This is a genomic window from Enterococcus sp. AZ109 (genome assembly GCF_051714625.1).
Lineage (GTDB): Bacteria > Bacillota > Bacilli > Lactobacillales > Enterococcaceae > Enterococcus_A.
In genome coordinates, this window is record NZ_JBIOSF010000002.1 from 133,247 (window position 1) to 155,360 (window position 22,114).

Below are 22,114 nucleotides of genomic sequence, written 5' to 3' on the forward strand. Positions count from 1 at the left end.
GCTTTCTATTATGAGTTAACAACTTTTTTCTGTTTGGCCGTGTTGGCCACGAAGAAAACGACAGCCAGGCAGACTAAAATGAGGCCGCCTGTGAAAAATGGTGCGGCGATCGCTGCCATGGACGATGGAGCGAAGAAGCTGATTAACTTCAAGCCATAAGGAGAAAAAGAAGATCCTAGGTTCGCCCCCACCAGCAGCAAGGAAGTCGACAAGGTTTCCGATCCCTTAGGTGCCACGATAGCAATTTTATTGAATAAATAAGGAACAAACATCGAAAAGCTGCAGCCGGTTAACACACTAGCCACGGCGATAATCGCCAGTTGATCCGCAAAAGTAATCAACAGATAGCCGATGCCCATGATTAGTAATGAGGCTGGTAAAATCTGTTCCTGCAACCGCTTAAACACACTGCCGAAAACAAAGCCCGTCAGCATACTTCCAATTGACATAATCCCTAAAATTCCGCTGGCTGTGGCTTCAGTGCCCACTTGTCTAGAGGTAATCAACAGTGATATTTTCACATTCACTGCCATGTAAATAATCATGATTGCCAGTAAAAACAATGCCCACAAGACCACTGATAAATTCGGTTTAGCCGATTTCTGATTTCTTTGACTTTCAACTTTTGGCGGCATTGGCACAAATAATGCGAATAAGGCAATGATTGGTAAGATGATTAAGTAAATGTAGAAGGGCGGCTGCCAGCCTTGCTTCGATAAATGCCCTGCCACAAAGGTCATGGCTGCAGCTCCTAATCCTTGAAAGGCGCTTTGAAAGCCAATCATACTGGCCCGTTCGTTGCCATCATAAAAGGCACCAATCAAGCTGACTGCCAGTGAATTAAACAAACCAAAACCGATCCCCAATCCGGCCCGAGACACTAAAATCACGGTAAAGTTTTCCGAAATAGCCGGCACTACACCACAGACTAAAGCAATGACCAAACCCACCAAAACGGTTTGCTTGGCTCCGATTTTTTTGGCTACTAAATCGCTTAACAAAACAAAAATAACAACCATCAGTGCTGGTATTGTTGTCAACAGCTCGATTGATGACAATGGTTCATTAGGAAATTGCTGCGCCAGCGAAGGAATACTCCCTGATATCGCCCCTGCTGATGTTAGAACTAATGAAATGGATAAAAGTGCAATTTTAGTTATCCAACCTTTTCTCATGTAAAACTCCTCCTTGAAATCGTTTGTTTATCCATTGCGTACTCCTATTGTAATCGCTATCCGAAAGCGCTACAATATAGGAATATTATATGAATCAATGCGTATTTACAGATTCTATATGAGTAGGATTAAGAGAGGATTGACTAGAATGGCGAATGATTACTTGGATTCTATCCTGTTTTCTTATGATGAAATCGAGGAAAGACAAAAGATCGACGGAAAGAACATTAACGATATACAGTATTATTACCACGGAGATGGAGTACCGGAATTACCTCAGCATTATTTCTTCAAAGACAACGATATTTTCATTAACAAGCATCATCGTTTCTCCTATATGCCGATTCACAAGCACAGCTTCGTGGAATTAAACTATGTGTATTCTGGCAGCTGCGTCCAATACATCAATGGAGAAAAAATAACGATATCTAAGCATCAGGTGCTGATGATGGACAAAGACATTGATCAGGAAATTGACTACATTGGCGAGGAAGATATTATCATCAACATTTTGATTAAGGATGATACCATCATGGATTCATTGCTGGCCTATATTGCCACTTCGGAAAATTTGGCCACCAGTTTTCTATTTAACGCGTCAAAAAGCGAAGCCTTCCATAATAACTATATCGTTTTCAACCTGGCAGATAATCCCTACGCCATTAATCTACTAGACAGTCTGATTATGAAAAATCTTAGCAATGACCGCTATAAAAATCATGCTCTTACTTCCCTGCTTTCGCTGCTTTTACCTGAGCTGTCAGAGGCCGTCGAAGCCGAGGTTCATCCGTCAACCGCAGAAAATGACGAGATCTTGCCTATTTTGAAATACATTGACGATCACTATGATAGCGTCACTCTCCATAGTTTAGGAGAACACTTTGGGTATAACTCGAATTACTTAGGCAACAAAATTAAGACGATCACTGAGTGCACCTTCCAAGAACTGATCGATCAAAAACGCCTGACGATTGCCAAAAACCTGCTGACGAAAACGGATTATACCAATATTGTGATTGCTGAGATGTTAGGCTTTAAAAGTGCGCCTTCTCTGTTCCGGCTATTCCAAAATTATTTGGGTATGTCTCCCAGCAGTTACCGCAAGCAGTTCAGTGAACGGAAGAACGAGGTTTGATTATGGAACTTAAAGGATAAAGAATATCTGCTTTTGCAAAAATACCGTAGTAAAGCCAATCAGCTAGAGTCAGTGAGTGAAACTGCTGGACTCAGGTTTTATACTTTATTTAAATAATCTGCTTTTTTTGATACACTTGACAAAAAAATCCCATTGCAATTTTCAGCAATGATGCACATAAATACGCATAACAGCGGGAAGAAAAACACTCCATTAATTTATATAAAGCGAGTCTTAATTAAATTGAAAATAAATTTTTTAAATTAGTAAACGAACCTATGATTCTCACCATCGCTACACTAGTGTCCAAAGGCAATGCGTCACTTCTGTCACAACCTCGATAACCAAAAAACCTAGCGAACGTAATTGGGTTCACTAGGCTCTTTGGTTATATATGCAGTAAGAAAATCAAAGAAATCGCTGCTACTGTTTGAACAGTTCCTACAGAAAGTCCATAAATCAAAAAGCGCGGTCCTTCTTTTAAAAACTTTTTGAAATCCAAACGTAGACCAATCGCTGCCAAGGCAGTCGTTTCAAACCAGGTGCTAATAAAATGAGCACTTGTGTCTAGAATTTCCGGCAAAGATACAAAGCTATTTAAGATACAAGCGATCAAAAAGCCTAGGACATACCAAGGAATAGGTAGTTTTTTTCCTTTTACTTCTGAAGGAGCTGAAGTTTCTGAACTCCTTTTAATCTTTTGTTCAAAAAGAAAGACCACTACTACCAGCAGCATAATACGCATAATTTTAAACAACATCGCGTATTGTACTGTTGCGGCATCAATCAAACTTGCACCAGCAACTACTTGACCAACTGATTGCAAAGTCCCACCTAGCAAAGCACTTTTGCTTAATAAATCATCGCCAAAAAGTGCCAATCCTAAAAACGGCAGCGTCAGCATCATCACTGTTCCCAAAAGATTCACCAAAGTAATAATTTGCCCTTTTTCTTCATCTTTTGCTCCGATGGCTGGTGCAATCGCTCCAATTGCCGAAGATCCACAGACTGCATTTCCCCCCGCCATCATTAAGCCTAGCTTTTCACCGAAGCCTAACTTACGACCAATCCAATAAGCGCAACCAATCGTAATCGTCATTTGAAGAATGACAAATGCTACGCCTGTCACACCAATCTCGCTTATCGTTTGAAACGTTACCGTAAATCCAAGTAAAACAACCGAGTATTCTAAAAGTCGACTTTCTGAAAATTTAGTTCCAGCAGCTAATGCAGGCTGGCGAAAAAAGGTATTCCCTAGTAAAATACCTAATAAAATTGCGATGGTTGCTCCGCCAATTTCAGGAAAAAATAGGGCCAACCCTTTGCTAATTGCGGCAACCGAAAATGAGAGCAGTATGCCAGGTAAAATTTGATTATTTTTTTGTTTATTCATGCAATCATCCTTTCCATAGTTGATTATACCTCGCTCTAACTATTTTTAGGAATGATTGTTATAATAGTTACTATAGGATATATGAATGGAAGTGATTACCTTGTTCAAATTATTGGAAACCTTTCGCGTGGTTTACGAAACGAGGAACTTTTCGAAAGCAGGTGAAATTCTTTTTATCTCTCAACCGTCTGTTTCCAGTCAGATCAAGCAATTAGAAGCTGAACTGAAGACCATGTTGTTTTTACGCAATGGGCGTAAAGAGATTGTTGCTACCCCTCAAGCGGACTTGCTTTATCAAGAAACGTTAGATTTACTGGAAAATTGGAACGGCTTGTTAAGTCAACTGTCCAGTGAGCGAGATCAAAAGACTATTTGTCGTATTGCCGCCTCCCATACATTTGCGGTTTACTTGCTGCCGATGCTTTTGAAAGAACTTGTTGTAAAATTTCCTGAGATATCTTTCTCTGTTCGAATGCTAAATTCGATGGAGGTTTTGGATGCGATCAGTAAGCATGAGGTTGAACTTGGCTTTATCGAAAAACCTTTATCTACTGGGCAAGTTCAGCGTTTTACTCTAATGGAGGACCAACTAGTTTTAGCTGGGAAGCCCGGGAACACTCCTTGGCTTGTAAGAGAATCTTCATCTGGTGTCTACTATTATACTAAGCGTTACTTGGAAGAAAATAATCTAACCCCGCCGTTGTTAGAGGTACATAATAATGAAGTAATCCGAGAGTTATTGAAGCTGGGTGTTGGTCGTTCGATTCTTTCCAAACGGGCAGCCGAGGGAATTACTTACGAAGAACTTCCAGAAGGATATCGGCGGAATTTTTATTTATTACAACGTGAAGGGCTGGATGCAGATGATCTATCTCGTTGTATTACATTTATTTTACAATGGAGTCGTTTCATTTAAAGAAAGGATGGTGGGCAAATGGCCGCAATCTTAACAGATCAAGACTACAGCTATCGTCAATTGGCAGGCGCTAATTTTCATGACATTCAATTTGAACGGGTGAATTTTTCAGAATCAAACTTGGAGGGTGCTAATTTTAGCAATTGTTTGTGCATTGCGTGTGATTTTTCTTATGCGGTATTAAAAAATGCTTCCTTTGAAAGTGCTGATTTGCGGGGTTGTAATTTGCAGGGTGCTGACATTTCAGGAGCCAACATGTATTTTTCAATGCTGGAGGGTGCTAATTTGACGGATATTATATCTGATGATCAAACCCAGTATTTCAAAATGTATTGTCCTGAAGTTGGTCCGATTATCGGCTATAAAAAATGCTTTGGTTTTCGCATTGTTCAATTGTTAATTCCAGCCGATGCTCGCCGAACTTCAGCAACCAACAATGCTTGCCGCTGTGACAAAGCCAAGGTCTTAACGATTAAAGATATGTACACCAATGAAGATTACGATGAGGCTGTCGCTTATGCAGATGGAAACTTTGTCTATCGTCGTGGTGAATGGGTAGAAGCCAAAAATTTTAATCCCGATCGCTGGGTAGATTCCACCGGCGGAATTAATTTTTTTATGACCCGTAAAGAAGCCGAAGCCTATTTGTAAAATTTTAAAAAAACGAGTACACTCATTTTAAGCATAAAAACACAAGGTGGTTGGTAGTCCACCGCATGAAAATGTCAGTAGCCTTCCCTCCCGGGTCGTCCATTGCTTGATTAACCAAAAAGGGAGGTGTCATCTTGAAGCTTACGATTTACTTCGATGGCAGTTTTTGGTGCGGATTAATCGAGCTAGACGAAACGGGGAACTATCAAGCTAACCGTTACGTGTTCGGTCCTGAACCAAAAGACAGCGAAGTTTTTGATTTCGTCTGTTACCAATTGCCGCTGCTACTGCAAAAGCACAATGTTCCATTGGCTAAACAGCCTAAGACAGTCAAAAAAGTTAACCCGAAACGGATGCAACGCTTAATCAATCGTGAAAAGCGCAAACCTGCTGTCTCCACTAAGGCGCAACAAGCCATGAGTGAAGCACGGGAAGTATCTAAAACGGAGCGCCAATCCCGCAATAAAGCGGAAAAGGTTCAATTGGCCAAGGAACAATTTGAGCTGAAACAGGCGAAAAAGCGGCAGAAAAAACGAGGGCATTAGTAAAAAGTCTTTGTAAACTTGTTCAATTTATAATGATCCTCAAAAACGCGCCAGCACCTATGAATAATAGGCACTGACGCGTTTACTTTTCTTCAAACTCCAGAATCGTCCGACCATTCAACAGTTGCAAGTCCCGCCGATTTTTTCCATGAATTTCTTCAAAGGCTGCCACCTGCTCAGCGGATACAGACATAGGCTGCTTGAGCACGTACCATTCCACGTTTTCAATGATAGGTGGCGCCGTCAATGAACCTAAATAATGGAAATAACTCTTATCCGACGGCACTAATGTATCCAACATACATTCTCCTTCAGCTTTTTCTTCATCAAATTGCTGCAGTACCTGTTCAAAGGCTGGACTATGGCGTCCGATTTGATAAAGAACAGCCACCACCGCTGTTTGACCATTGGAAGCCTGATACAAAAAATGTCCCTCTAAAGGAAAGTGCTGATGGTCAATAGCATGTTCACTTTCCGTATGAAAGTGTAGTTGAACCAAAGAAAAACGCCGACCATTCAGACGTGCCTGACCTTCACAAAACAGCTGTAAGTTACTGCCATTATTTAAAAAAGATCGATCATAAGAGTTGAAATACAAGTTTAAGCTGGAAGCTTCTTTAGCGGTTGCTTCCTTGGTGGTCTGGGTATCAATATTAATTGGCGATTGCATCATTCCGGCAACCGGAAGCCATTCGTCCTGCTTGTCATAATCAATTGAAAAATGGGCTGGCATCTTGATCACCTCAAAAAAATTATTTTTTCAATAATAGCATCTTATTGAGGAAATGAATATCAATATGCTTATGCTTTCTTCAGCCAATTGACCAAATCGGCGTAAACTAGCTTTTTTTGCCTTTCATTTAACAGTTCATGACGTGCATTTTCATACAGATGGACTTCCACAAGTTTCAGGCCAACCTCATGATAAGACTTTGCCGCCTTCAATACACCTTTCCCATATTCACCGATTGGATCTTCCTGACCGGATAAAAACAATAATGGGAAATCCTTCGGTAATTTGCGCATTTTTTCTTGATCCTGTGCTCCGATAATTAAAGAGAATAGCTCTTGATAGCCATTTAAAGTAAATAAAAAGCCGCAAAGCTGATCGGCGATATAGTTATCTACCTCCTCTGGCAAACTAACTAACCAGTCTTTGTCTGTTCGTTTTGGAGAAATTCGCCGATTATTGCCGCCAAAAGCAAGCTGGTCGATAAATTTGCTATAGTGATCTTCGCCTTGGATTTGTGCAAGGCAATTAGCCAAAAGTCGTCCTGTTTTGGTTAACCATTTTGGTTGTTGACCAGTCCCGACTAAAATTGCACCGGTTAGCTCGTGGGCATATTCATACAAATAATTCCTTAGCACAAACGAACCCATGCTGTGGCCTAAGCAAAAACAGGGTGAGTTTGGCAAACGTTCCTTAGCGTACCGGGTCACCTGATGCAAATCATTGATTAATCCATCCTCAATCTCATCATTGTGGAAATACCCGTAGCTAGCAGCTTGTACCGACTTGCCATGTCCTAAATGGTCGTGACCGATGACAGCAATCTGCTGTTGATTCAAATATTCTGCAAATTCTTGATAACGTAAAATGTGTTCTGCCATTCCGTGACTTAGCTGCAACACAGCCTTTGGTTCATCACAGGTCCAGAAATAACCTTGAATCATCGTTTTTTGATCTGCCGAGGGTAGTTGGAACGATTCACGCATTCTTCTTCCGCCTTTCAAAAATATTGAGTTTCAGTATCCGGCTACACATACTGGTTTTAGACAGCCTTTTTAAATATCCATCCTTAGTAGGAGGTTATTTTTACAAAAAATGGTACACTATAATCAAAGGAGAGATGACAAATGTCTTGTCTAGGCAATATTATATGGTTCATTTTCGGAGGATTAATCGGCGGAATCACCTGGTGTTTAGCCGGAGTGCTTTGGTGCATCACCATTATCGGAATCCCCATTGGTTTGCAATGCTTCAAATTCGCCAGCCTGAGCTTTGCGCCCTTTGGCAAAGATGTCGTGTATCGCACCACTGGGATCAATTTGATCGTAAATATTATTTGGCTGATCGTTTCCGGGATTCCTTTAGCTATTGGTCACTTGATTAGTGCCTTTTTCTTGTGCATCACCATCATTGGGATTCCATTCGCCGCACAATCATTGAAATTAGCCCGCTTGGCTTTAATGCCGTTCGGTGCAGAAATAGTCTATCGCAGATAACCAGGTACGTTTTGTATCTGGTTTTTTGTTAGCCAAAAAACAAATTAATTAAACCCCATCTACTAAAATCAAGTTCAATCCGATTTGAATATAAATCAATGTTTTGCTCACCAGTTTTCCTTTGCGATGATTAATATTCAGTCCAATATTGTACAAGCCGATGATCACAATATAAATCAATAACCTACTCGTGTTCATAAATCCATTTTCTCCCTACTATTTCAGTTTATCCTGTCTAAGCGCTTTCTACAAGTTTCGTAGTTTTCTTTTTCCTCAGAAAATTAGGGAGTAATCCAGTAAAAATAAACGAATCCTAAATTCTTGAACTTCCCAAATCCAATAGTCAATCGGCCTATTTTTTGTTATGCTTTAATTGTAAAGGTTTTCATTTGAATGAACGGGGGGATTAGGATGAAACTGGAAAAATTATCTAAAATCGATCTGTTGTTTTTAGTTGAATATTTAGTGGGAAAAAACGAAGAACTTGCGATTAGCATGGAAGACATGTTGACGGATGATATTAGTACTGAGGGAATTGATCGAATATTTGACCGTATTTGCGCCCGTCACCAAAAGACTGATCCTGAAAAATTAGCAGAAGACCTGTCGCTGGTTTTTGGCTTTATTTTACAAAATCAATTGGCCGATGGTTATACGAGTAAGGCTATTTTAGCTAGTATTCAAGTTTATCGCCGTACGAGCGAGCAACTTAAAAACGCCGATTCTGACCATGCCTTTTCTGGTCTGTTCAACGAACTATTCGCTATCATCCGTGACGGAAAAAAACAATTAAGGAGGTTTAATCCGCGACTATTAAATCTTCCTTTGCTTACGGATGAGATTGATGAAGAACTGAATCAGTTTACTAACAATTCCTATCGTGAAGAAGTTCAGAAGGTTTGGGAGTCGGCATAGCTCAAATACGGAAGACCTGCTTACAATTTCTGTAGGCAGGTCTTTTTACAAGATGGTGGTACGTACAGTTAAAAAGCGAATCGATTTTGATACGCATTTTTAATTGCTAAAGGATTAGGTGATCCTCCGTTTTTCGCTTACTTATTTCCCTTTGCTTCACTCGTCCCACAACCAGACTTTTTAACTTCGCTGGTGCCAGCTGCGTGATCTGATTTCTTAGCCCGACAATCACTACACCTTGATTTCTTTGTAGCTGTCGCAGCGCAATCTTTGCCACAACCTCTGGCTGCATAGCGTCAATCGTTGGCTGCGTGTTCTCGCGAGGAAAGAAATTGGTGCGGGTGGCTCCAGGACAAAGCACCCCAACCTGTACCCCTTTTTTTCTAGCCTCTATTCGTATAGCTTTGCTATAGCTGAGGACAAATGCTTTGCTGGCAAAATACGTTGAAGTGTACGGCCCCGGCTGAAAGGCTCCGGTAGAAGCAACATTCAGAATTTTCCCAGCCCTTCGTTGATACATGTCCGGCAAGAACAATTTACACAGCTGAACCAAACTGATCATATTCAAGATCATCATTTTTTCGTCCTCCTGATACTCAATCACCTCAGTCGCATCTACCAAACCAAAACCGGCGTTGTTAATCAACGTGTCAACCTGCAATCTTCTTTCCTGCACCTTCTGATAAAGCTCCTTGGCCGAACCTAACTGAGACAAGTCCTGCTGAATCGTGATGATATAGCTATTGAACAGGCGCTTCAACTCACTTTTCGCCTTAGCCAAATTCTGTTGATTGGAAGAAACCAAAATAAGATTGGCCCCCTGTTCTGCAAATTTCTTAGCAATACTGTAACCAATCCCGCTAGTTCCTCCGGTAATTAAAATCGTCTCCACAAAAACACTCCCTTCTGCCAGCATTATGCCGCAAAAAAGAGTGCCTGTAATTCACCTAAGTTAAATGCCGCTGCCTACGAATACGACTCAAGGAACCTAAACGAATCCCAATGTAAGAAGCTACGCAGCCTAGAGGAACCCGTTCTGCCAATTGAGGAAACGTTTCGCAAAAATCTACATACCGCGCCTCGGCATCCAGCAGTACTAAATTTCGACTTCTTCGTTCCTGTACTTGAATCTCCTGCTGGAACAGCTGCCGAATTTTAGTATTAATCGCTGGATTTTCCAGCAACAGCTGATTCAACCAGGCATATGGAATTCGAATACTTTGGCAGTCCTCTAAGCATTCAATCGTGAAAGTAGAAGCCGTTCCTGTCCGAAACCCTTCAGTGGAGAAAAAGCCGGACTCGCAAGCAAAGCATTTCGTGATATCATTGCCGGCTTCATCAATATAGTAACCGCGAACGACCCCAGTCAAAACAATATAAAGATGTTGGGCACAGTCGCCCTCTCTTAAAATTGTCTCCCCTTTAGAAAAAGTGATTAAGGAAAGACTTCTTTCAACCTCCTCTTTAATTTCTGGTGAAAGATCCAGTTCCAGGATTTCTTCTAAATGATTACTGATCATCACCAAAGAGTCACTTCCCTTCATTTTTCAACTGAAAAATCTCATTTACATCCTGCCCTAAAATATCGGAAATCTTCAATGCCAACTCCAGTGACGGATTGTACAGCTGGTTTTCCAGCCGGCCAATCGTTTCTCGCCGTACATCCACCAGCTCTGCCAATTCCTGTTGGGTCAGTTCTTGCTCTAAACGATATTTTTTTACTTGGTTAATAATCATCGGCTCACCCTTTTTTATCGTAGCGATAAGTCAACATCGGAACCAGTATCACAGAAAGTGCAAAAGCTAGACTGATAGCAATCACCAAAACCGAATACTTGGTTTTATAAGGTAAACTGAATTGAGTTAATAGAATCAGTGTACCCCAACTGATGGACATTCCCACTCGAAACGCAATAGTTTGCGCACGTGTATAACACGACTTTAATCGTTCGTCTGGCTTTTCCTTGTTCAAACGACCTTCCCAATAGAAGGCGAAGAACCCGAAAAAGGCAAAAAAGAGATAAAAATCTGGATGATCAAGCAGGTATCCTAGTAGACCTAAAAAACCTAAGAAGCCTAAAAAGCCCATACCTTTCTTTGCTCGTGGATTAAACATGGACGCTCCTCCTTGTGTGATATATTTGTATCATGATACAAATATATCACACAGAGATTCGATCTGCAATAACAAGTAGTATCCACATAAAACTTCGAGACTAAACATCATTTCCTAACTTAACAAACACAGTAATAGGTTCAATTTGATTTGAAATGTCGGCAGAAATATTTCACCATGGTAAGTATGATTTTATCGACACTTTCCTAACTTTATTTTTCACCTAATGACCCCCATAAACTCTACAATGAGCTGACTCATCTCAGACGCCGATTTTCTTGGCATTTCCTCACTCCAAACCAGTGTCAGCTTCCAAAAACCGGCTAATTTATAAGCAAATTCATATTTGTGATTTTCCACTATCTTCATAGCATCCGCAGTATCTCCCGCAACATGCCCCACTTTCAACGCAACCTTCACAATCATGGTTTCGATATTTTCTTCTATATAATATAAAAGCCTAGCTTTATTCAGCAGCAGAAATAACTCAATATTCTCTTCCCAAAAGGTAAAGTAAGTCTTCATGATCTCATCAAAGGTTTCGGCTTTTTCCACCAATAGCCGATCCGCAAATCCATCGACTAATTGCAGACTAATTAGTTCAACTACTTCATCCTTTGACTTAAAATGTCGATAAAAGGTTCGCCTCCCCAACAAAGCTTCATCAGTAATGTTGGTGATGGTAATATCGGAATAATTTTTCCTTTTTAGTAATCGAATCAGAGCCTCTACTATCCATTGTTTTGTTTCACTCGTCTCCATGATTTTCTCCTTAACTACTACTGGCACAAAAACAAAAGTATGTGCCAATGATTCCCCGCGTATTGTGTAACCTGTCTCCTACCAATATACTGAAAGTATAGCGATGACACAAGTGTGCCACTAAAGGAGGGCTCTCCTATGATCAGTGAACGAATAAACAATTTTTTGGAAACACACGAATATCAAACAATCCAATTATCCAATACGACCTTTCATTACCTGCTTTGTGGTAGCGGTAATTATACTTTGGTTCTTTTGGACGGTGGACTTGGAACCTCGGAATCTTGGTTTGAATACATCTCCTACTTTGAAACCAGCTATCAAATCCTTACCTTTGCCTTTCCCAGCAATTTGAAAACCAACGCTCAGCAAGTTTCTGCTATTTATGAGCTGATTGATGCATTAAAGATCCAAAAACCAATCTTCATTGGCGGTTCCTACGGCGGATTGCTGACCCAGCTGTTCACCAAGCAATATCCTCAAAGCGTTGAGGGACTGGTTCTTATTTCCAGCGGCGGCATGACTGATGAGACCAAAAAAAGCTTCAAAAAATTCATCCTGCCCTTTCGTTTGTCCGTATTGTTGGCAAAAGTTCTGCCCTTTCGAATGGTCCGAAAAAATATCATCAAAGAATCCATCCAAAACATGACCAACGGCACCAACCAAGAAAACACAAAGCAAATCACCGAAGCGATGCACACGTTATACGCTGACATGTCGAAGTCTACGCTAATCAATATGGGCCATCTGCTTTTGGATATCTTCAACAGCCCTACCTGCACCAAAGCTGATTTTCAACAGCTCCCCGGTAAAGTGCTGCTGCTTCTGCCGGAAAAAGATTTCTTCCCCAAAGAATCACAAAAATCATTAATTCGTTTAATGAGCGGGCCAGATGTTATATGGATTGATGGCGGTGCTCACGGCGATCCAATGTTCAATACTGAATACATGGAACAAATTGCTTTATTTTTAGTCGACAAGTTTGAGTGACGCTTTTTCCTCAAAAACGCCTTCTAAACGTGCGATCTATGCTAAACTATCCTATAAAAAGGAGGTTGCTATGGTTTACGTTAGTGAAATGCGCACAATTGTGCCGGAGGAGTTCGGCTCTGAGTTAGAAGCAAAGACTTATGAAACCTTGCAAAAGCTGGAAATTCCCTTTTTCCAAGTCGCAACAGGAGAAGCGATCACGATGGAGGATTGCCAAGACATCGATGACCGACTAGGAATTGAAGTAGTGAAGACTATTTTTCTCTGCAACCAGAAGAAAACGAAATTCTATTTGTATATCACACCAGCAGATTTCAAATTCGTCACCAAAGAACTTGGTAGAAAGCTGGAAATCCCGCGAGTATCCTTTGCCTCGGCGGATTTGCTGAAGGATCGTTTAGGCGTGATTCCCGGTGCTGCCACGATTTTTGGTCTTCTGCTAGACACAGATCACGAAATTCAACTGGTTTTTGACCAATCAGTTGCCCAACGGGAATGGTACGGTTGCAGCTCTGGTTCAGTTACCAATTATATGAAGTTGAAAACCACAGACTTATTTGAAAAATTCCTGCCTTACACCGGACACGAAGCCCTATTTATCGATTAATGCAAAATGAGCGAACCTCCAACAGGGAAGTTCGCTCATTTTAGCTTAGTAACAAGATAATCAAAGAGGCGATAAAGAATGGCGGAACATAGCGAAAAACAAAATCCGCGAATTTCATCCCAGCCTTCCGTTCCTGTTCCACATCCCATTCTCTTAACCAGCTCATAGGAAACGAAAAGATCAAACCGCCCTGCAGCTTGGTCAATACTGCTGCCAGCAGCAAAATCCCGGTAATCATAATTCCAGCAAAAGCGACATACGCCATTTCGATCCCTCCTCACCACAATTATACACCGATTAAGAAATCCGATAAACTTTAACCCGCCAGTAAGCCAGCAAATCACACAACAATTTTAACAGAAGGAGAATTCCAACTAATGCTAACAAATTCCCCGCAACCGAACTTAACAAAAAGCCTTCGTTTTTCTGGATCAGTTCCAGCAAGGTTTCTGTTCCATAGTTATTGCTGGGGAAAAGATACAAAATAGTGTGCATCGTTCCTTCCTTAATAACCCTCAGCAAAAGCTGCGGCGCAAAGAACCCGCCTAATGATATAGCCAGCGAAGTAAAGGGCGATTTTGTCATGCTGGAAATCATGCAAGTCGCCCCCACAATACTCAGCACACAGATCAGTTGGAAGCCCCGAGTCAGCAGAAAGACCTGCAGCAAATTGATAAACCAAGGAAAATCACGTACATGCCACATTAGATTCGCCTGCACGCTGACATTCCAGCCGCTGAAGCCAAATAAAATTTGGAACAACAGCGTTGTCGCAATTTGTGAAAACAAGAAAATCCCTACGCTGATAATAACCGCCGCCGATAATTTTGCAATGGTGGACTGGGTTCGTCCTTTTTTCGTGGAAAGCAGCAAACCAATAATCCCACTGGATACCTCGCTAGAGAAAATTGTCGAGCAAATGAAAATAATCAACAAGACTGTCAGAATGAAAATCCGATCCAACGCATCTAAAAGAATCGACCAAGTCGGAAAATTACCGGTTTGCAAAAAGCCGGTCTCCGGTTGGTTGAAGCCCGCCTGATCCAATGTTTTTATCTCTGATTTATCCACTGGAAAGACTTTTCCAGCTTGGGCTGAGTCATAGATGCTGGTAAATAAAGTACCTGAATCTTTGGCGAAGGTATTAAGCGTATAATACGAATACATATTGAACATGCCACCGTCGGGATCTATCGTACGCTCCTCACTGTAATCATTCATCGCAGCCTGTACTTTTTTCATGGTTAAATCCCCCACATACTTAGAGGTAAATTCAATATTTTTTTGTACAGCCTCACTGTTGGTCATAGTGTTATGAAAGCTGGTGTGCAGCCGCGAATTTATTAAATAAATATTGAAAATCCCACCCAAAACTAGCAAGAATACTACACAGGCTCCCATGACTGATTTGTTTAATACCACTTTTTGGATTTCATACTTAATTAATGCCACCATCCTCTAAACCTCCTCCCGAAAATAGTACAGATACAAGTCTTCCAACGTTGGTGTCACTGATCGAGCATCGGCGGTAGGAGGCAGCTCGCTGACGATCCGCAAAACGGTTCCCCGTTCGGTATTTTTCTGATTGCTGATAGTATATTTCATTTGAAAAGCACGCACCTCAATCTCCTTTACCTCAACTTCCCAAACAAAATATTCGATCTCTTGAATCAAGCGCTGGGCGGTTCCCCGGTTTTCCAGCTTGCCCTTTTTCAAAACCAAAATCTCATCAGCAATATACTCAATATCAGACACAATATGGGTAGAGAGAATCACGATTTTTTCTTGAGAAAAAGACGAGATCAAATTTCTAAAGCGCACCCGTTCCTTCGGGTCCAATCCTGTAGTCGGTTCATCTAAAATCAGCACTTCAGGATCATTTAGCAACGCCTGGGCAATCCCCAGCCGCTGCTTCATCCCACCAGAAAATTTCTTGATCCGTTTGTTTTGAACATCTCCCAAACCAACTTGATCCAATAGCTCAGCACTCTTCTTCTTTGCCACTTTCCCATTGATCCCTTTTAAAGCGGCGATATACAGCATAAATTTCATCGCGGTAAATTCGGGATAGTAATTAAAATCTTGGGGCAAAAAACCTAAAATCGTACGAAAGGCCTCCCCTTCAGCACTGGTATTTTTTCCATCATAAAGGACTTCCCCCTCGTTGGCTGCGATCAATCCGCAGATAATCCGAAACAAGGTAGTTTTCCCTGAACCATTGGCTCCCAGTAAACCATAAACACCTGGGGTCAGGACACAAGACACATTGTCCACTACCGTTGTCTCTTCATATTTTTTCGTTACATTCATCAATTCCAACTTCATAGCGCCACCCTCTCAGTTCTATCGATACATTTGAAAATAATTCCCCCTAAAATCAAACTTGTTACTAAATAACAGACGAACCAGACAGACATGCTGGCTTCGTACAAACGTGAGAAGATTAACGTCCCACCAACTACTGTGATGGCGATGCCTGACACCACCCACAACGACGTTCGAAACCCGTTGCTTTCCCAGTTCACTAAAAGTGACAGAACCACAATCGTAAATAGATTTAAAGGAACTAGCAGATACAAGGCGACTTTCCAGAAGATCAGCATCAAAAAATTTTGACAAATCAATGACAGCGCCAAGACGACGCCCAGTTCAAACAACCCAAAAATCAAAATTTTCGCCAAAAACTGCTCATCTAGACTGTACTTTAAGGTTTGCTCCAGCTCCCAGGTGCCAAAGTTGAAGCTCTTGAATAATTCATCCAGCAACAATAGAAGAGAAAACAAGACTAGAATCGTCAGCCCCCCCATCAGCACACTAAACTCTCGTCCATAAACTAGATCAAATTTGACAGATTGGATATACAGTAAGATTACGGCAAACCATCCCAGCTGCTTAACCCAAACCGACACCGGAATAAACCGCAGCACAATCCCCAACAAATCAAAAAACGAATGTCGTTTAAGCTGCTGCTGCTCCAACAAGCTTTTTCCTCTTGTAATAACTCGCTCTTTGGCCGCATCATCTAAGACAACCTGATAGTGAATTATCTTTTTCATTTTCTCGTCATTCATCCATTAACGCCTCCTTATCTAGCAATTTCCCCAGCTTTTTCGTGCCTTGATTAATTCGTGACTGGGCTGTCGACACACTAACTCCGGTAATCTTGGCAATTTCCTTCACCTTCAGGTCATGATAGAACTTCAGAATAAGTGCTTCCCGTTGGATTTCCGGTAGTTGGTTCAAGGATTCTTGGATCGCCATAGCCCGCTCCTCTTCACTTACCTTGGTCAACGAATCCTTTTGCCCCGTATCTGGCAAGTAATCCTCCAGCTCCGTTAACTGAAATCTTTTTTTCGTATAATAGCTGTTGCAAGTATTCACCGCAATCGTAAACAAGTAGTTGAAAAACTTTCCAGTAAACTGATACTTATCAATACTCTTAATCAGCTTAAAAAATATATCTTGGGTTAAATCCTCCGCCAGCTTTTTATCCCCAAAGCATCTGCGGTAGCAATAAGCATAAATCGTGTCATAATGTCGCTGCACCAGTTGCTCCCAAGCCTCCGGATCACCTCTTTTGATCTGCCTCACCAGCAAATAATCCTTGATAAGTATCACCTCTTTCCTGTGTGCTCACTATATATTAACAAAGCAAGCGGAAAAATCATTTAACTATTGTAAGAAAAAGTTTCGCAAACTCGCTTAGTTTTGGAGCACTGGAGAAGGTAGTGTTCAACATCAACTCTGCTAAAGCAATCGGTGTGTCTCACAGCAATAAACCCAAGCTAGTTTGGGAAACTGGACACCTTTAACTGGTTTACTCAACTTTCCAATTGTGAAAAACTGGTACTTTCTTTACAAAATTTGAAAAAATGCCGTTTAAGCCACCAAAACTGTCAATTAGGAAATGCAACGCTATTAAGTCATTTAACTTGGTAAACTAAATTCAAATAAAACAAACAAAGGAGAACAAGACTATGTATCCATTTCTATCCAACCTGCTTGATTTTGCTATCTTAATCGTTATCACTTATTGCATTTACAAAACTGAAGCTTCCGGCACCCAGAAAGAAAAAGAAAGCAATCGTAATGCCTTAGCGTTAACTGCATCCACAATGGTTTTCTTGTGTGTTCTTAGGTCAGGTGCACAACTTTTACATTCAATTGCCGGATTCAGCGGATTTTTTAGTGAAAGTGGAAATAATGGGGATGGCTTATCCTTAAATGTTATCCTGCTGTTAATCGTCTATCTTAGCAGCTACAGTTTTTATCAAAAACCAGCTGAAGAACGGGAAAAACTAATGGACTCCTTTAAATTTAAAGGCACAAAATAGGATTACCCATAAAAAGGATCTATTGAAAAAAGAAATAGATTTAGCAGCTGTTTTTCTATTTAATTTCCCCTCGAAAAATACTAAGACGGGACCGGCCGAAACCTCTAGGAATCAAGCTTGCCAGTAACGAACCAACCCCGGTATTAAGGGAATGTTAAGGGTTTCTCTCTACCCCTGCGTTATAAAATAATTGCATGATAAAACTCTCATCATTTTCTCCTTTTTATTTCGATTAGAGTGTGCTAGTATTTCCTTTAAATTCAAAGAAGAAAAGAGGCAAAGGCGTATGTTAGACTGGGTATTGCTGTTTGTGGTTTGTGTCGTTTGGTGGGTTATTTTGCCGTTCCAATTCGACGTAGCGAAATCAAATAACCGCTACCGCATCCATTCAGTAATCGGGTTTCGTTCCACATTAGCTGTTGGCAGCTGGAGATGGTGGAAAATGGCACAGACATGGGCTAAAAAATTCAGTTTCACCGCTGGTATCATCCAATTTGTCGTGGCAGTTCCCATACTTGCATCTAATCGGATTAGTGAAGAGACCGGTGCTATGATGATTGCGGCTATGCTATTTTTACTATTAGCCGTGCAATTCGTCTTTGTGCAACATAAATTAAAACAAGTTTGTTATTCTAATCAGAAGACACTAAACAAAGCCTAACGAAAATTCGTTAGGCTTTTGTATTCATCGTTAATCATTTCCTTTGGTACCTGCTTTTTCCAACGATTTAAAAATCTTTGGCTATCGTCATAGTAAATTTCAACAGTTAAACATTCAGGAATTAATCTTACAAATCTTCGGCTGAAACCTCAGATATCCTCACACTATCAAATGCCAACCTTTGCTTTTCTTAATTTCTAATCGTCAAAATTTGTACAAACTCATTGTTTTTAGCAAAAGTCTGCTTTGACACATGCTGATACTTCTCTAGAATTCGCTGATAACTAAATAAGCCTAATCCGCGATTCTCTCCTTTAGTTGAAAAACCTTCCTGCCAAATATGATGAATCTTTGGTTTATCCCTCGTAGGATTTTTGACAATCACTGTTAAATCTTCTACTTCATTACTCAAGATTACATCCAGCTTAGCCACATCCACACAAAGCTGCTGCGCCTCTTCCATCGCATTATCCAGCAAAATGCCCAAGCAGCGTACAAAATCGTTCACGTCCATATTGATCGTCTTAATCGGTCCACTCACTTCTAAGTTGCACTGAATCCCCTGCTGCTCCATTATCGCCATCTTAGTCAGCACCATGCTTTTGACGGCTGAAACCTCAATATTGCTTAAATGAGTGGTTTCCTTAATTTTGTTAGCCACATTTTGGTCCAACTGTCCTAAGGTTTGACTCAAGTAGGCCTTAATTTCTTCCGTTTCGCCTTCTTCCGACTGTAAGTACAGCCCCGACAAAATATTTTTGTAATCATGCTGCAAGGTCCGCATATCCCGCTGAATTGATTCAAGACTTTTGACATAATTATCCTGTTGGAGCAAGGTCGCTTCTTGTTTAGCAATTCGCAGTTGCGCATTTTTATAAAATGAACAGAATATCATTAACCCACACACTAGAGTGAAAATCAGAAAATTGTGGGCAAAGGGATATTCGCTGGTAAATTCTGGTGCCAATAATTCAATGATTCCATTCAAATTGGAAAGCAGCAGAAAGCCCAGCGTTGAGAGGATGGTTCGTTTGCGCGTTTCAAACAAAGAATCAATAAAAGGCGCTAAATTGACTGAGTGAAGAAGTTTGATGAAAAGAAAGTAGAAAATTGGCATGATCAGATCTCTATTTAAAATATCCGGCCACGGAAAAGTTAGTCCTAAATAATTAACGGCTCTGGCAACAAATAGGTTACTGAATCCGCCAAAAACACTTAGTAAAGTCTCCACAACAAAACGGCCAGCTATCCCTCTTAAAGTTATCCCACGATTCAAATATAAAAAGAAAATAATTTCGCCAAAGCCCATAATGGTTACTATCATTAGGTTCGTACGCTCTGTTAGTCTCCCATCTGCTCCAACCTCGGTTAAAAAGGAAATTGGGAAAACAACCAACAAAATATATAAGAGGATACAAAGTATTGTCTGCTTTCTCGTAAGTTTTTTACCCGTAAAAAAAGTAAACAACTCGATAGTAAACCATTTAATAAAAAAGAAAGTCAATGTATTAGTAATAAAAAACTTCATTACTTCGCTGAAGGGCATAAACATCTATTCAAAATCTCCGTTCAAGTTTTAACATGATTCTATGCCAAATTTAACCAAATTACAATCTAATATTATTTACTCTGGAATCTTTTTCAGTCTGACGGCTTTTCTTGAATTTGTAAGTAGAGATAGGACAATCAAAATATAGGATAGCAAAAAAAGCTTTCAATCTGGCTTTTTCCAAGTATTTTTATTTCCCCATCAATTCCTTCAACGCCTTCTTCTTCCCTCGTGTAAAGAAACAACTGAGTTCGTCGTCAAAGTAAATCGTGTTGGTCTTAAAATCCAGTTGTTTGATTTTCTTGGTGTTGACTAAATAAGAACGATGCACCCGCATAAAATCCGCACCCAGCTCCTCTTCCAAATCCTGCAGGTTGCCAAAGAAATCTAATTGCTGATCCACCGCATATAAAACTACCTTATGCTTATGGGGCGATGTCTCTATAAAATAAATTTCATCGATGGCTACATAAAACACTTCATTATTCATTTTAACCGGCAAATAGCGGCGGGTTTCTTTTTGCTCCTGCTGAAGACGCTCCTGCACGCTGTCCAGACACTCCCGCACCCTTCGCTGAATGTTCGCTATATCACCTTTTACAATATAATCCATCGCTTCCAAGCGATATTTAAAGGTTTCCGCCAACAGTTCGCTATGGTCGGTAATGAAAATGATAAAGCCTCGGGGATCGATTTTGCGAATTTCTTTCCCCAGATCAAAACCGTTCATGGTTTCATCCTTTAAATCCACATCTAAAAAGTAAATATTGCGGGCTTTTTCGACTTGAATCGCCGCAATGACTTCTTGAGGCTTGGCAGTTGCCAAGGCTACCTGCATATCGTAGGCCTGAATCATCAAATAATTTTCGACCGTCTTGCAAATTTCCTGTTGAAATACTAGATTGTCTTCACAAATATAAATGGCTACCATCACTACACCTAATTTCTAATCGTTAATATTTGTACAAACTCGTCGTCTTTGAGAATCGTCTGCTTGGAAACATGTTGATATTTGTCCAAAATTCGTTGATAACTAAACAGGCCCAATCCACGGTTCTCTCCTTTGGTTGAAAAACCTTCCTGCCAAATTTGGTGGATCTTTGGTTTTTCCCGCGTAGGATTCTTGACGATTACGGTTAAATCCTCGACTTCATTACTCAAGATCACATCCAGCTTAGCCACATCGGATTGGAGCTGCTGGACTTCCTCGATAGCATTATCCAATAAAATCCCTAAACAGCGAACAAAATCATTCAAATCCATGTTGATATCTTTAATCGGTCCGCTCACTTCCAAATTACACTGAATTCCCAACTGCTCCATCGCTGCCAACTTGGTCAGCACCATGCTTTTGACGGCTGAAACCTCAATATTGCTTAAATGGGTGGTTTCCTTAATCTTATTGGCGACATTTTCATCCAACTGTCCCAGTGTTTGATTCAAGTAAGCTTTGATCTCTTCCGTTTTGCCCTCTTCTGATTGCAAGTACAAGCCCGACAAGATATTTTTGTAATCATGTTGCAAGGTCCGCATATCCCGCTGAATCGATTCTAAGCTCTTTACATAACTCTCCTGCTGCAAAAGTGTCGCCTCTTGTTCGGCAATCCGCAACTGAGCATTTTTGTAAAAGGCACAAAAAATCATCAAGAAACAAACCAAAACAAAAATGAAAATATTATGAGCAAAGGGGTATTCTGCAGTGAATTCAGGTGCTAGCAATTCGATGATTGAATCTAAGTAAACAAGGGCAAAAAAAACAATAGTCGAGAAGACGGCCCGTTTTCGCGTTTCAAATAGGGAATCAATAAAAGGAAATAAGTTGACTGAATACAGCAACTTAATAAAAAGATAGTAGAGAATTGGCTTAATGATATCGTAATCCAATATAAACGACCACGGAAAAGTTAAATCAAAATAGTTAATAAGTCGTTCAGTAAACAGATTACTGAATCCTAAAAAAACCCCTAGTACTGTTTCTGCCGCAAAATAACCAGAAATTCCTCGTAAGGATATACCACGATTCAAATATAAATAAAAGACAAGCTCTCCAACGCACATAATTACCATAGTGATAATGTCGGCACGTTCAGTCATATAGCGATCTGCTCCAATTTCCGTACATAAGGATGCAGGAAAAAT

28 protein-coding genes are annotated in these 22,114 nt (G+C 40.5%); 10 read left to right on the forward strand and 18 right to left on the reverse strand.

Annotated elements, in window-relative coordinates; genetic code table 11:
- Positions 1 to 8 precede the first annotated feature (8 nt).
- Positions 9 to 1,175: an MFS transporter gene (locus IGI42_RS17205; protein WP_438717203.1), complete on the reverse strand. Its 1,167-nt coding sequence runs from the start codon at positions 1,173 to 1,175 to the stop codon at positions 9 to 11.
- 148 nt (positions 1,176 to 1,323) lie between these two features.
- Between IGI42_RS17205 and IGI42_RS17210 the strand changes: the two genes are divergently transcribed.
- Entirely contained in the window at positions 1,324 to 2,310 is a 987-nt protein-coding gene (locus tag IGI42_RS17210) for an AraC family transcriptional regulator (protein ID WP_438717204.1), read from the forward strand.
- 388 nt (positions 2,311 to 2,698) lie between these two features.
- On the opposite strand, the gene IGI42_RS17215 is transcribed toward IGI42_RS17210, so the two are convergent.
- Complete coding sequence (locus tag IGI42_RS17215) at positions 2,699 to 3,703, reverse strand: YeiH family protein (RefSeq protein ID WP_438717205.1); 1,005 nt, start codon at positions 3,701 to 3,703, stop codon at positions 2,699 to 2,701.
- 85 nt (positions 3,704 to 3,788) lie between these two features.
- On the opposite strand from IGI42_RS17215, the gene IGI42_RS17220 reads away from it, so the two are divergent.
- The 3 genes from IGI42_RS17220 (at position 3,789) to IGI42_RS17230 (ending at position 5,815) form a co-directional block, all read left to right on the forward strand.
- The gene (locus IGI42_RS17220) at positions 3,789 to 4,619 is read left to right on the forward strand and encodes a LysR substrate-binding domain-containing protein (RefSeq protein WP_438717206.1); all 831 of its coding nucleotides are present in this window, start codon (positions 3,789 to 3,791) and stop codon (positions 4,617 to 4,619) included.
- Positions 4,620 to 4,637: 18 nt separating this feature from the next.
- A complete protein-coding gene (locus IGI42_RS17225; RefSeq protein WP_438717207.1) occupies positions 4,638 to 5,270 on the forward strand; it encodes a pentapeptide repeat-containing protein in 633 nt (210 codons plus the stop codon).
- 134 nt (positions 5,271 to 5,404) lie between these two features.
- Positions 5,405 to 5,815 carry a YjdF family protein gene (locus tag IGI42_RS17230; RefSeq protein WP_438717208.1) on the forward strand — a complete coding sequence of 137 codons (411 nt, stop codon included), beginning with the start codon at positions 5,405 to 5,407 and terminating at the stop codon, positions 5,813 to 5,815.
- A gap of 82 nt (positions 5,816 to 5,897) precedes the next feature.
- On the opposite strand, the gene IGI42_RS17235 is transcribed toward IGI42_RS17230, so the two are convergent.
- Positions 5,898 to 6,548 carry a carbonic anhydrase family protein gene (locus tag IGI42_RS17235; RefSeq protein ID WP_438717209.1) on the reverse strand — a complete coding sequence of 217 codons (651 nt, stop codon included), beginning with the start codon at positions 6,546 to 6,548 and terminating at the stop codon, positions 5,898 to 5,900.
- A gap of 68 nt (positions 6,549 to 6,616) precedes the next feature.
- Positions 6,617 to 7,531, reverse strand: a complete 915-nt coding sequence (locus IGI42_RS17240; protein WP_438717210.1) for an alpha/beta fold hydrolase — start codon at positions 7,529 to 7,531, stop codon at positions 6,617 to 6,619.
- A 141-nt stretch (positions 7,532 to 7,672) separates the two neighbouring features.
- Here IGI42_RS17240 and IGI42_RS17245 point away from each other — a divergent pair, with 141 nt between their 5' ends.
- On the forward strand, positions 7,673 to 8,041 hold the full coding sequence (locus tag IGI42_RS17245; RefSeq protein WP_438717211.1) for a YccF domain-containing protein: 369 nt from the start codon (positions 7,673 to 7,675) through the stop codon (positions 8,039 to 8,041).
- A gap of 48 nt (positions 8,042 to 8,089) precedes the next feature.
- Here IGI42_RS17245 and IGI42_RS17250 read toward each other — a convergent pair whose 3' ends face one another.
- Positions 8,090 to 8,239 carry a hypothetical protein gene (locus tag IGI42_RS17250; protein ID WP_438717212.1) on the reverse strand — a complete coding sequence of 50 codons (150 nt, stop codon included), beginning with the start codon at positions 8,237 to 8,239 and terminating at the stop codon, positions 8,090 to 8,092.
- Positions 8,240 to 8,452: 213 nt separating this feature from the next.
- On the opposite strand from IGI42_RS17250, the gene IGI42_RS17255 reads away from it, so the two are divergent.
- Complete coding sequence (locus IGI42_RS17255; protein ID WP_438717213.1) at positions 8,453 to 8,956, forward strand: hypothetical protein; 504 nt, start codon at positions 8,453 to 8,455, stop codon at positions 8,954 to 8,956.
- A 106-nt stretch (positions 8,957 to 9,062) separates the two neighbouring features.
- Here IGI42_RS17255 and IGI42_RS17260 read toward each other — a convergent pair whose 3' ends face one another.
- From IGI42_RS17260 to IGI42_RS17280, 5 genes are all read right to left on the reverse strand, one after another.
- Positions 9,063 to 9,848 (reverse strand): SDR family NAD(P)-dependent oxidoreductase, encoded by a 786-nt coding sequence (locus tag IGI42_RS17260; protein ID WP_438717214.1) that lies wholly within the window; start codon positions 9,846 to 9,848, stop codon positions 9,063 to 9,065.
- Positions 9,849 to 9,903: 55 nt separating this feature from the next.
- Positions 9,904 to 10,476 carry a Crp/Fnr family transcriptional regulator gene (locus tag IGI42_RS17265; protein WP_438718319.1) on the reverse strand — a complete coding sequence of 191 codons (573 nt, stop codon included), beginning with the start codon at positions 10,474 to 10,476 and terminating at the stop codon, positions 9,904 to 9,906.
- A gap of 10 nt (positions 10,477 to 10,486) precedes the next feature.
- The gene (locus tag IGI42_RS17270) at positions 10,487 to 10,693 is read right to left on the reverse strand and encodes a helix-turn-helix transcriptional regulator (protein WP_438717215.1); all 207 of its coding nucleotides are present in this window, start codon (positions 10,691 to 10,693) and stop codon (positions 10,487 to 10,489) included.
- 4 nt (positions 10,694 to 10,697) lie between these two features.
- Complete coding sequence (locus tag IGI42_RS17275) at positions 10,698 to 11,072, reverse strand: DUF3796 domain-containing protein (protein ID WP_438717216.1); 375 nt, start codon at positions 11,070 to 11,072, stop codon at positions 10,698 to 10,700.
- A 219-nt stretch (positions 11,073 to 11,291) separates the two neighbouring features.
- On the reverse strand, positions 11,292 to 11,834 hold the full coding sequence (locus IGI42_RS17280) for a TetR/AcrR family transcriptional regulator (protein ID WP_438717217.1): 543 nt from the start codon (positions 11,832 to 11,834) through the stop codon (positions 11,292 to 11,294).
- Between the two features lie 138 nt (positions 11,835 to 11,972).
- Here IGI42_RS17280 and IGI42_RS17285 point away from each other — a divergent pair, with 138 nt between their 5' ends.
- Both IGI42_RS17285 and IGI42_RS17290 read left to right on the forward strand, forming a co-directional pair.
- Complete coding sequence (locus IGI42_RS17285) at positions 11,973 to 12,824, forward strand: alpha/beta fold hydrolase (RefSeq protein WP_438717218.1); 852 nt, start codon at positions 11,973 to 11,975, stop codon at positions 12,822 to 12,824.
- A gap of 70 nt (positions 12,825 to 12,894) precedes the next feature.
- Entirely contained in the window at positions 12,895 to 13,431 is a 537-nt protein-coding gene (locus IGI42_RS17290) for a prolyl-tRNA synthetase associated domain-containing protein (RefSeq protein ID WP_438717219.1), read from the forward strand.
- Positions 13,432 to 13,471: 40 nt separating this feature from the next.
- Here the strand turns inward: IGI42_RS17290 and IGI42_RS17295 are convergent, their stop codons facing one another.
- Genes IGI42_RS17295 through IGI42_RS17315 form a run of 5 tightly spaced genes read right to left on the reverse strand, consistent with a single transcriptional unit; the run spans position 13,472 to position 17,022 of the window.
- Positions 13,472 to 13,696: a hypothetical protein gene (locus tag IGI42_RS17295; protein WP_438717220.1), complete on the reverse strand. Its 225-nt coding sequence runs from the start codon at positions 13,694 to 13,696 to the stop codon at positions 13,472 to 13,474.
- Between the two features lie 32 nt (positions 13,697 to 13,728).
- On the reverse strand, positions 13,729 to 14,886 hold the full coding sequence (locus IGI42_RS17300; RefSeq protein ID WP_438717221.1) for an ABC transporter permease subunit: 1,158 nt from the start codon (positions 14,884 to 14,886) through the stop codon (positions 13,729 to 13,731).
- A gap of 3 nt (positions 14,887 to 14,889) precedes the next feature.
- A complete protein-coding gene (locus IGI42_RS17305; RefSeq protein WP_438717222.1) occupies positions 14,890 to 15,756 on the reverse strand; it encodes an ABC transporter ATP-binding protein in 867 nt (288 codons plus the stop codon).
- A complete protein-coding gene (locus IGI42_RS17310; RefSeq protein WP_438717223.1) occupies positions 15,753 to 16,502 on the reverse strand; it encodes a hypothetical protein in 750 nt (249 codons plus the stop codon). The genes IGI42_RS17305 and IGI42_RS17310 overlap by 4 nt, the downstream gene beginning before the upstream one ends.
- The gene (locus IGI42_RS17315) at positions 16,495 to 17,022 is read right to left on the reverse strand and encodes an RNA polymerase sigma factor (protein ID WP_438717224.1); all 528 of its coding nucleotides are present in this window, start codon (positions 17,020 to 17,022) and stop codon (positions 16,495 to 16,497) included. The genes IGI42_RS17310 and IGI42_RS17315 overlap by 8 nt, the downstream gene beginning before the upstream one ends.
- 386 nt (positions 17,023 to 17,408) lie before the next feature.
- On the opposite strand from IGI42_RS17315, the gene IGI42_RS17320 reads away from it, so the two are divergent.
- Both IGI42_RS17320 and IGI42_RS17325 read left to right on the forward strand, forming a co-directional pair.
- Complete coding sequence (locus tag IGI42_RS17320) at positions 17,409 to 17,765, forward strand: hypothetical protein (protein ID WP_438717225.1); 357 nt, start codon at positions 17,409 to 17,411, stop codon at positions 17,763 to 17,765.
- 286 nt (positions 17,766 to 18,051) lie between these two features.
- A complete protein-coding gene (locus tag IGI42_RS17325) occupies positions 18,052 to 18,426 on the forward strand; it encodes a hypothetical protein (protein ID WP_438717226.1) in 375 nt (124 codons plus the stop codon).
- Between the two features lie 190 nt (positions 18,427 to 18,616).
- Here IGI42_RS17325 and IGI42_RS17330 read toward each other — a convergent pair whose 3' ends face one another.
- The 3 genes from IGI42_RS17330 to IGI42_RS17340 all read right to left on the reverse strand — a co-directional run bounded on the left by IGI42_RS17330 (position 18,617) and on the right by IGI42_RS17340 (position 22,069).
- Positions 18,617 to 19,750 carry a sensor histidine kinase gene (locus tag IGI42_RS17330; RefSeq protein ID WP_438717227.1) on the reverse strand — a complete coding sequence of 378 codons (1,134 nt, stop codon included), beginning with the start codon at positions 19,748 to 19,750 and terminating at the stop codon, positions 18,617 to 18,619.
- A gap of 415 nt (positions 19,751 to 20,165) precedes the next feature.
- On the reverse strand, positions 20,166 to 20,906 hold the full coding sequence (locus IGI42_RS17335; RefSeq protein WP_438717228.1) for a LytR/AlgR family response regulator transcription factor: 741 nt from the start codon (positions 20,904 to 20,906) through the stop codon (positions 20,166 to 20,168).
- Positions 20,907 to 20,914: 8 nt separating this feature from the next.
- A complete protein-coding gene (locus IGI42_RS17340; protein WP_438717229.1) occupies positions 20,915 to 22,069 on the reverse strand; it encodes a sensor histidine kinase in 1,155 nt (384 codons plus the stop codon).
- Positions 22,070 to 22,114: the final 45 nt, after the last annotated feature.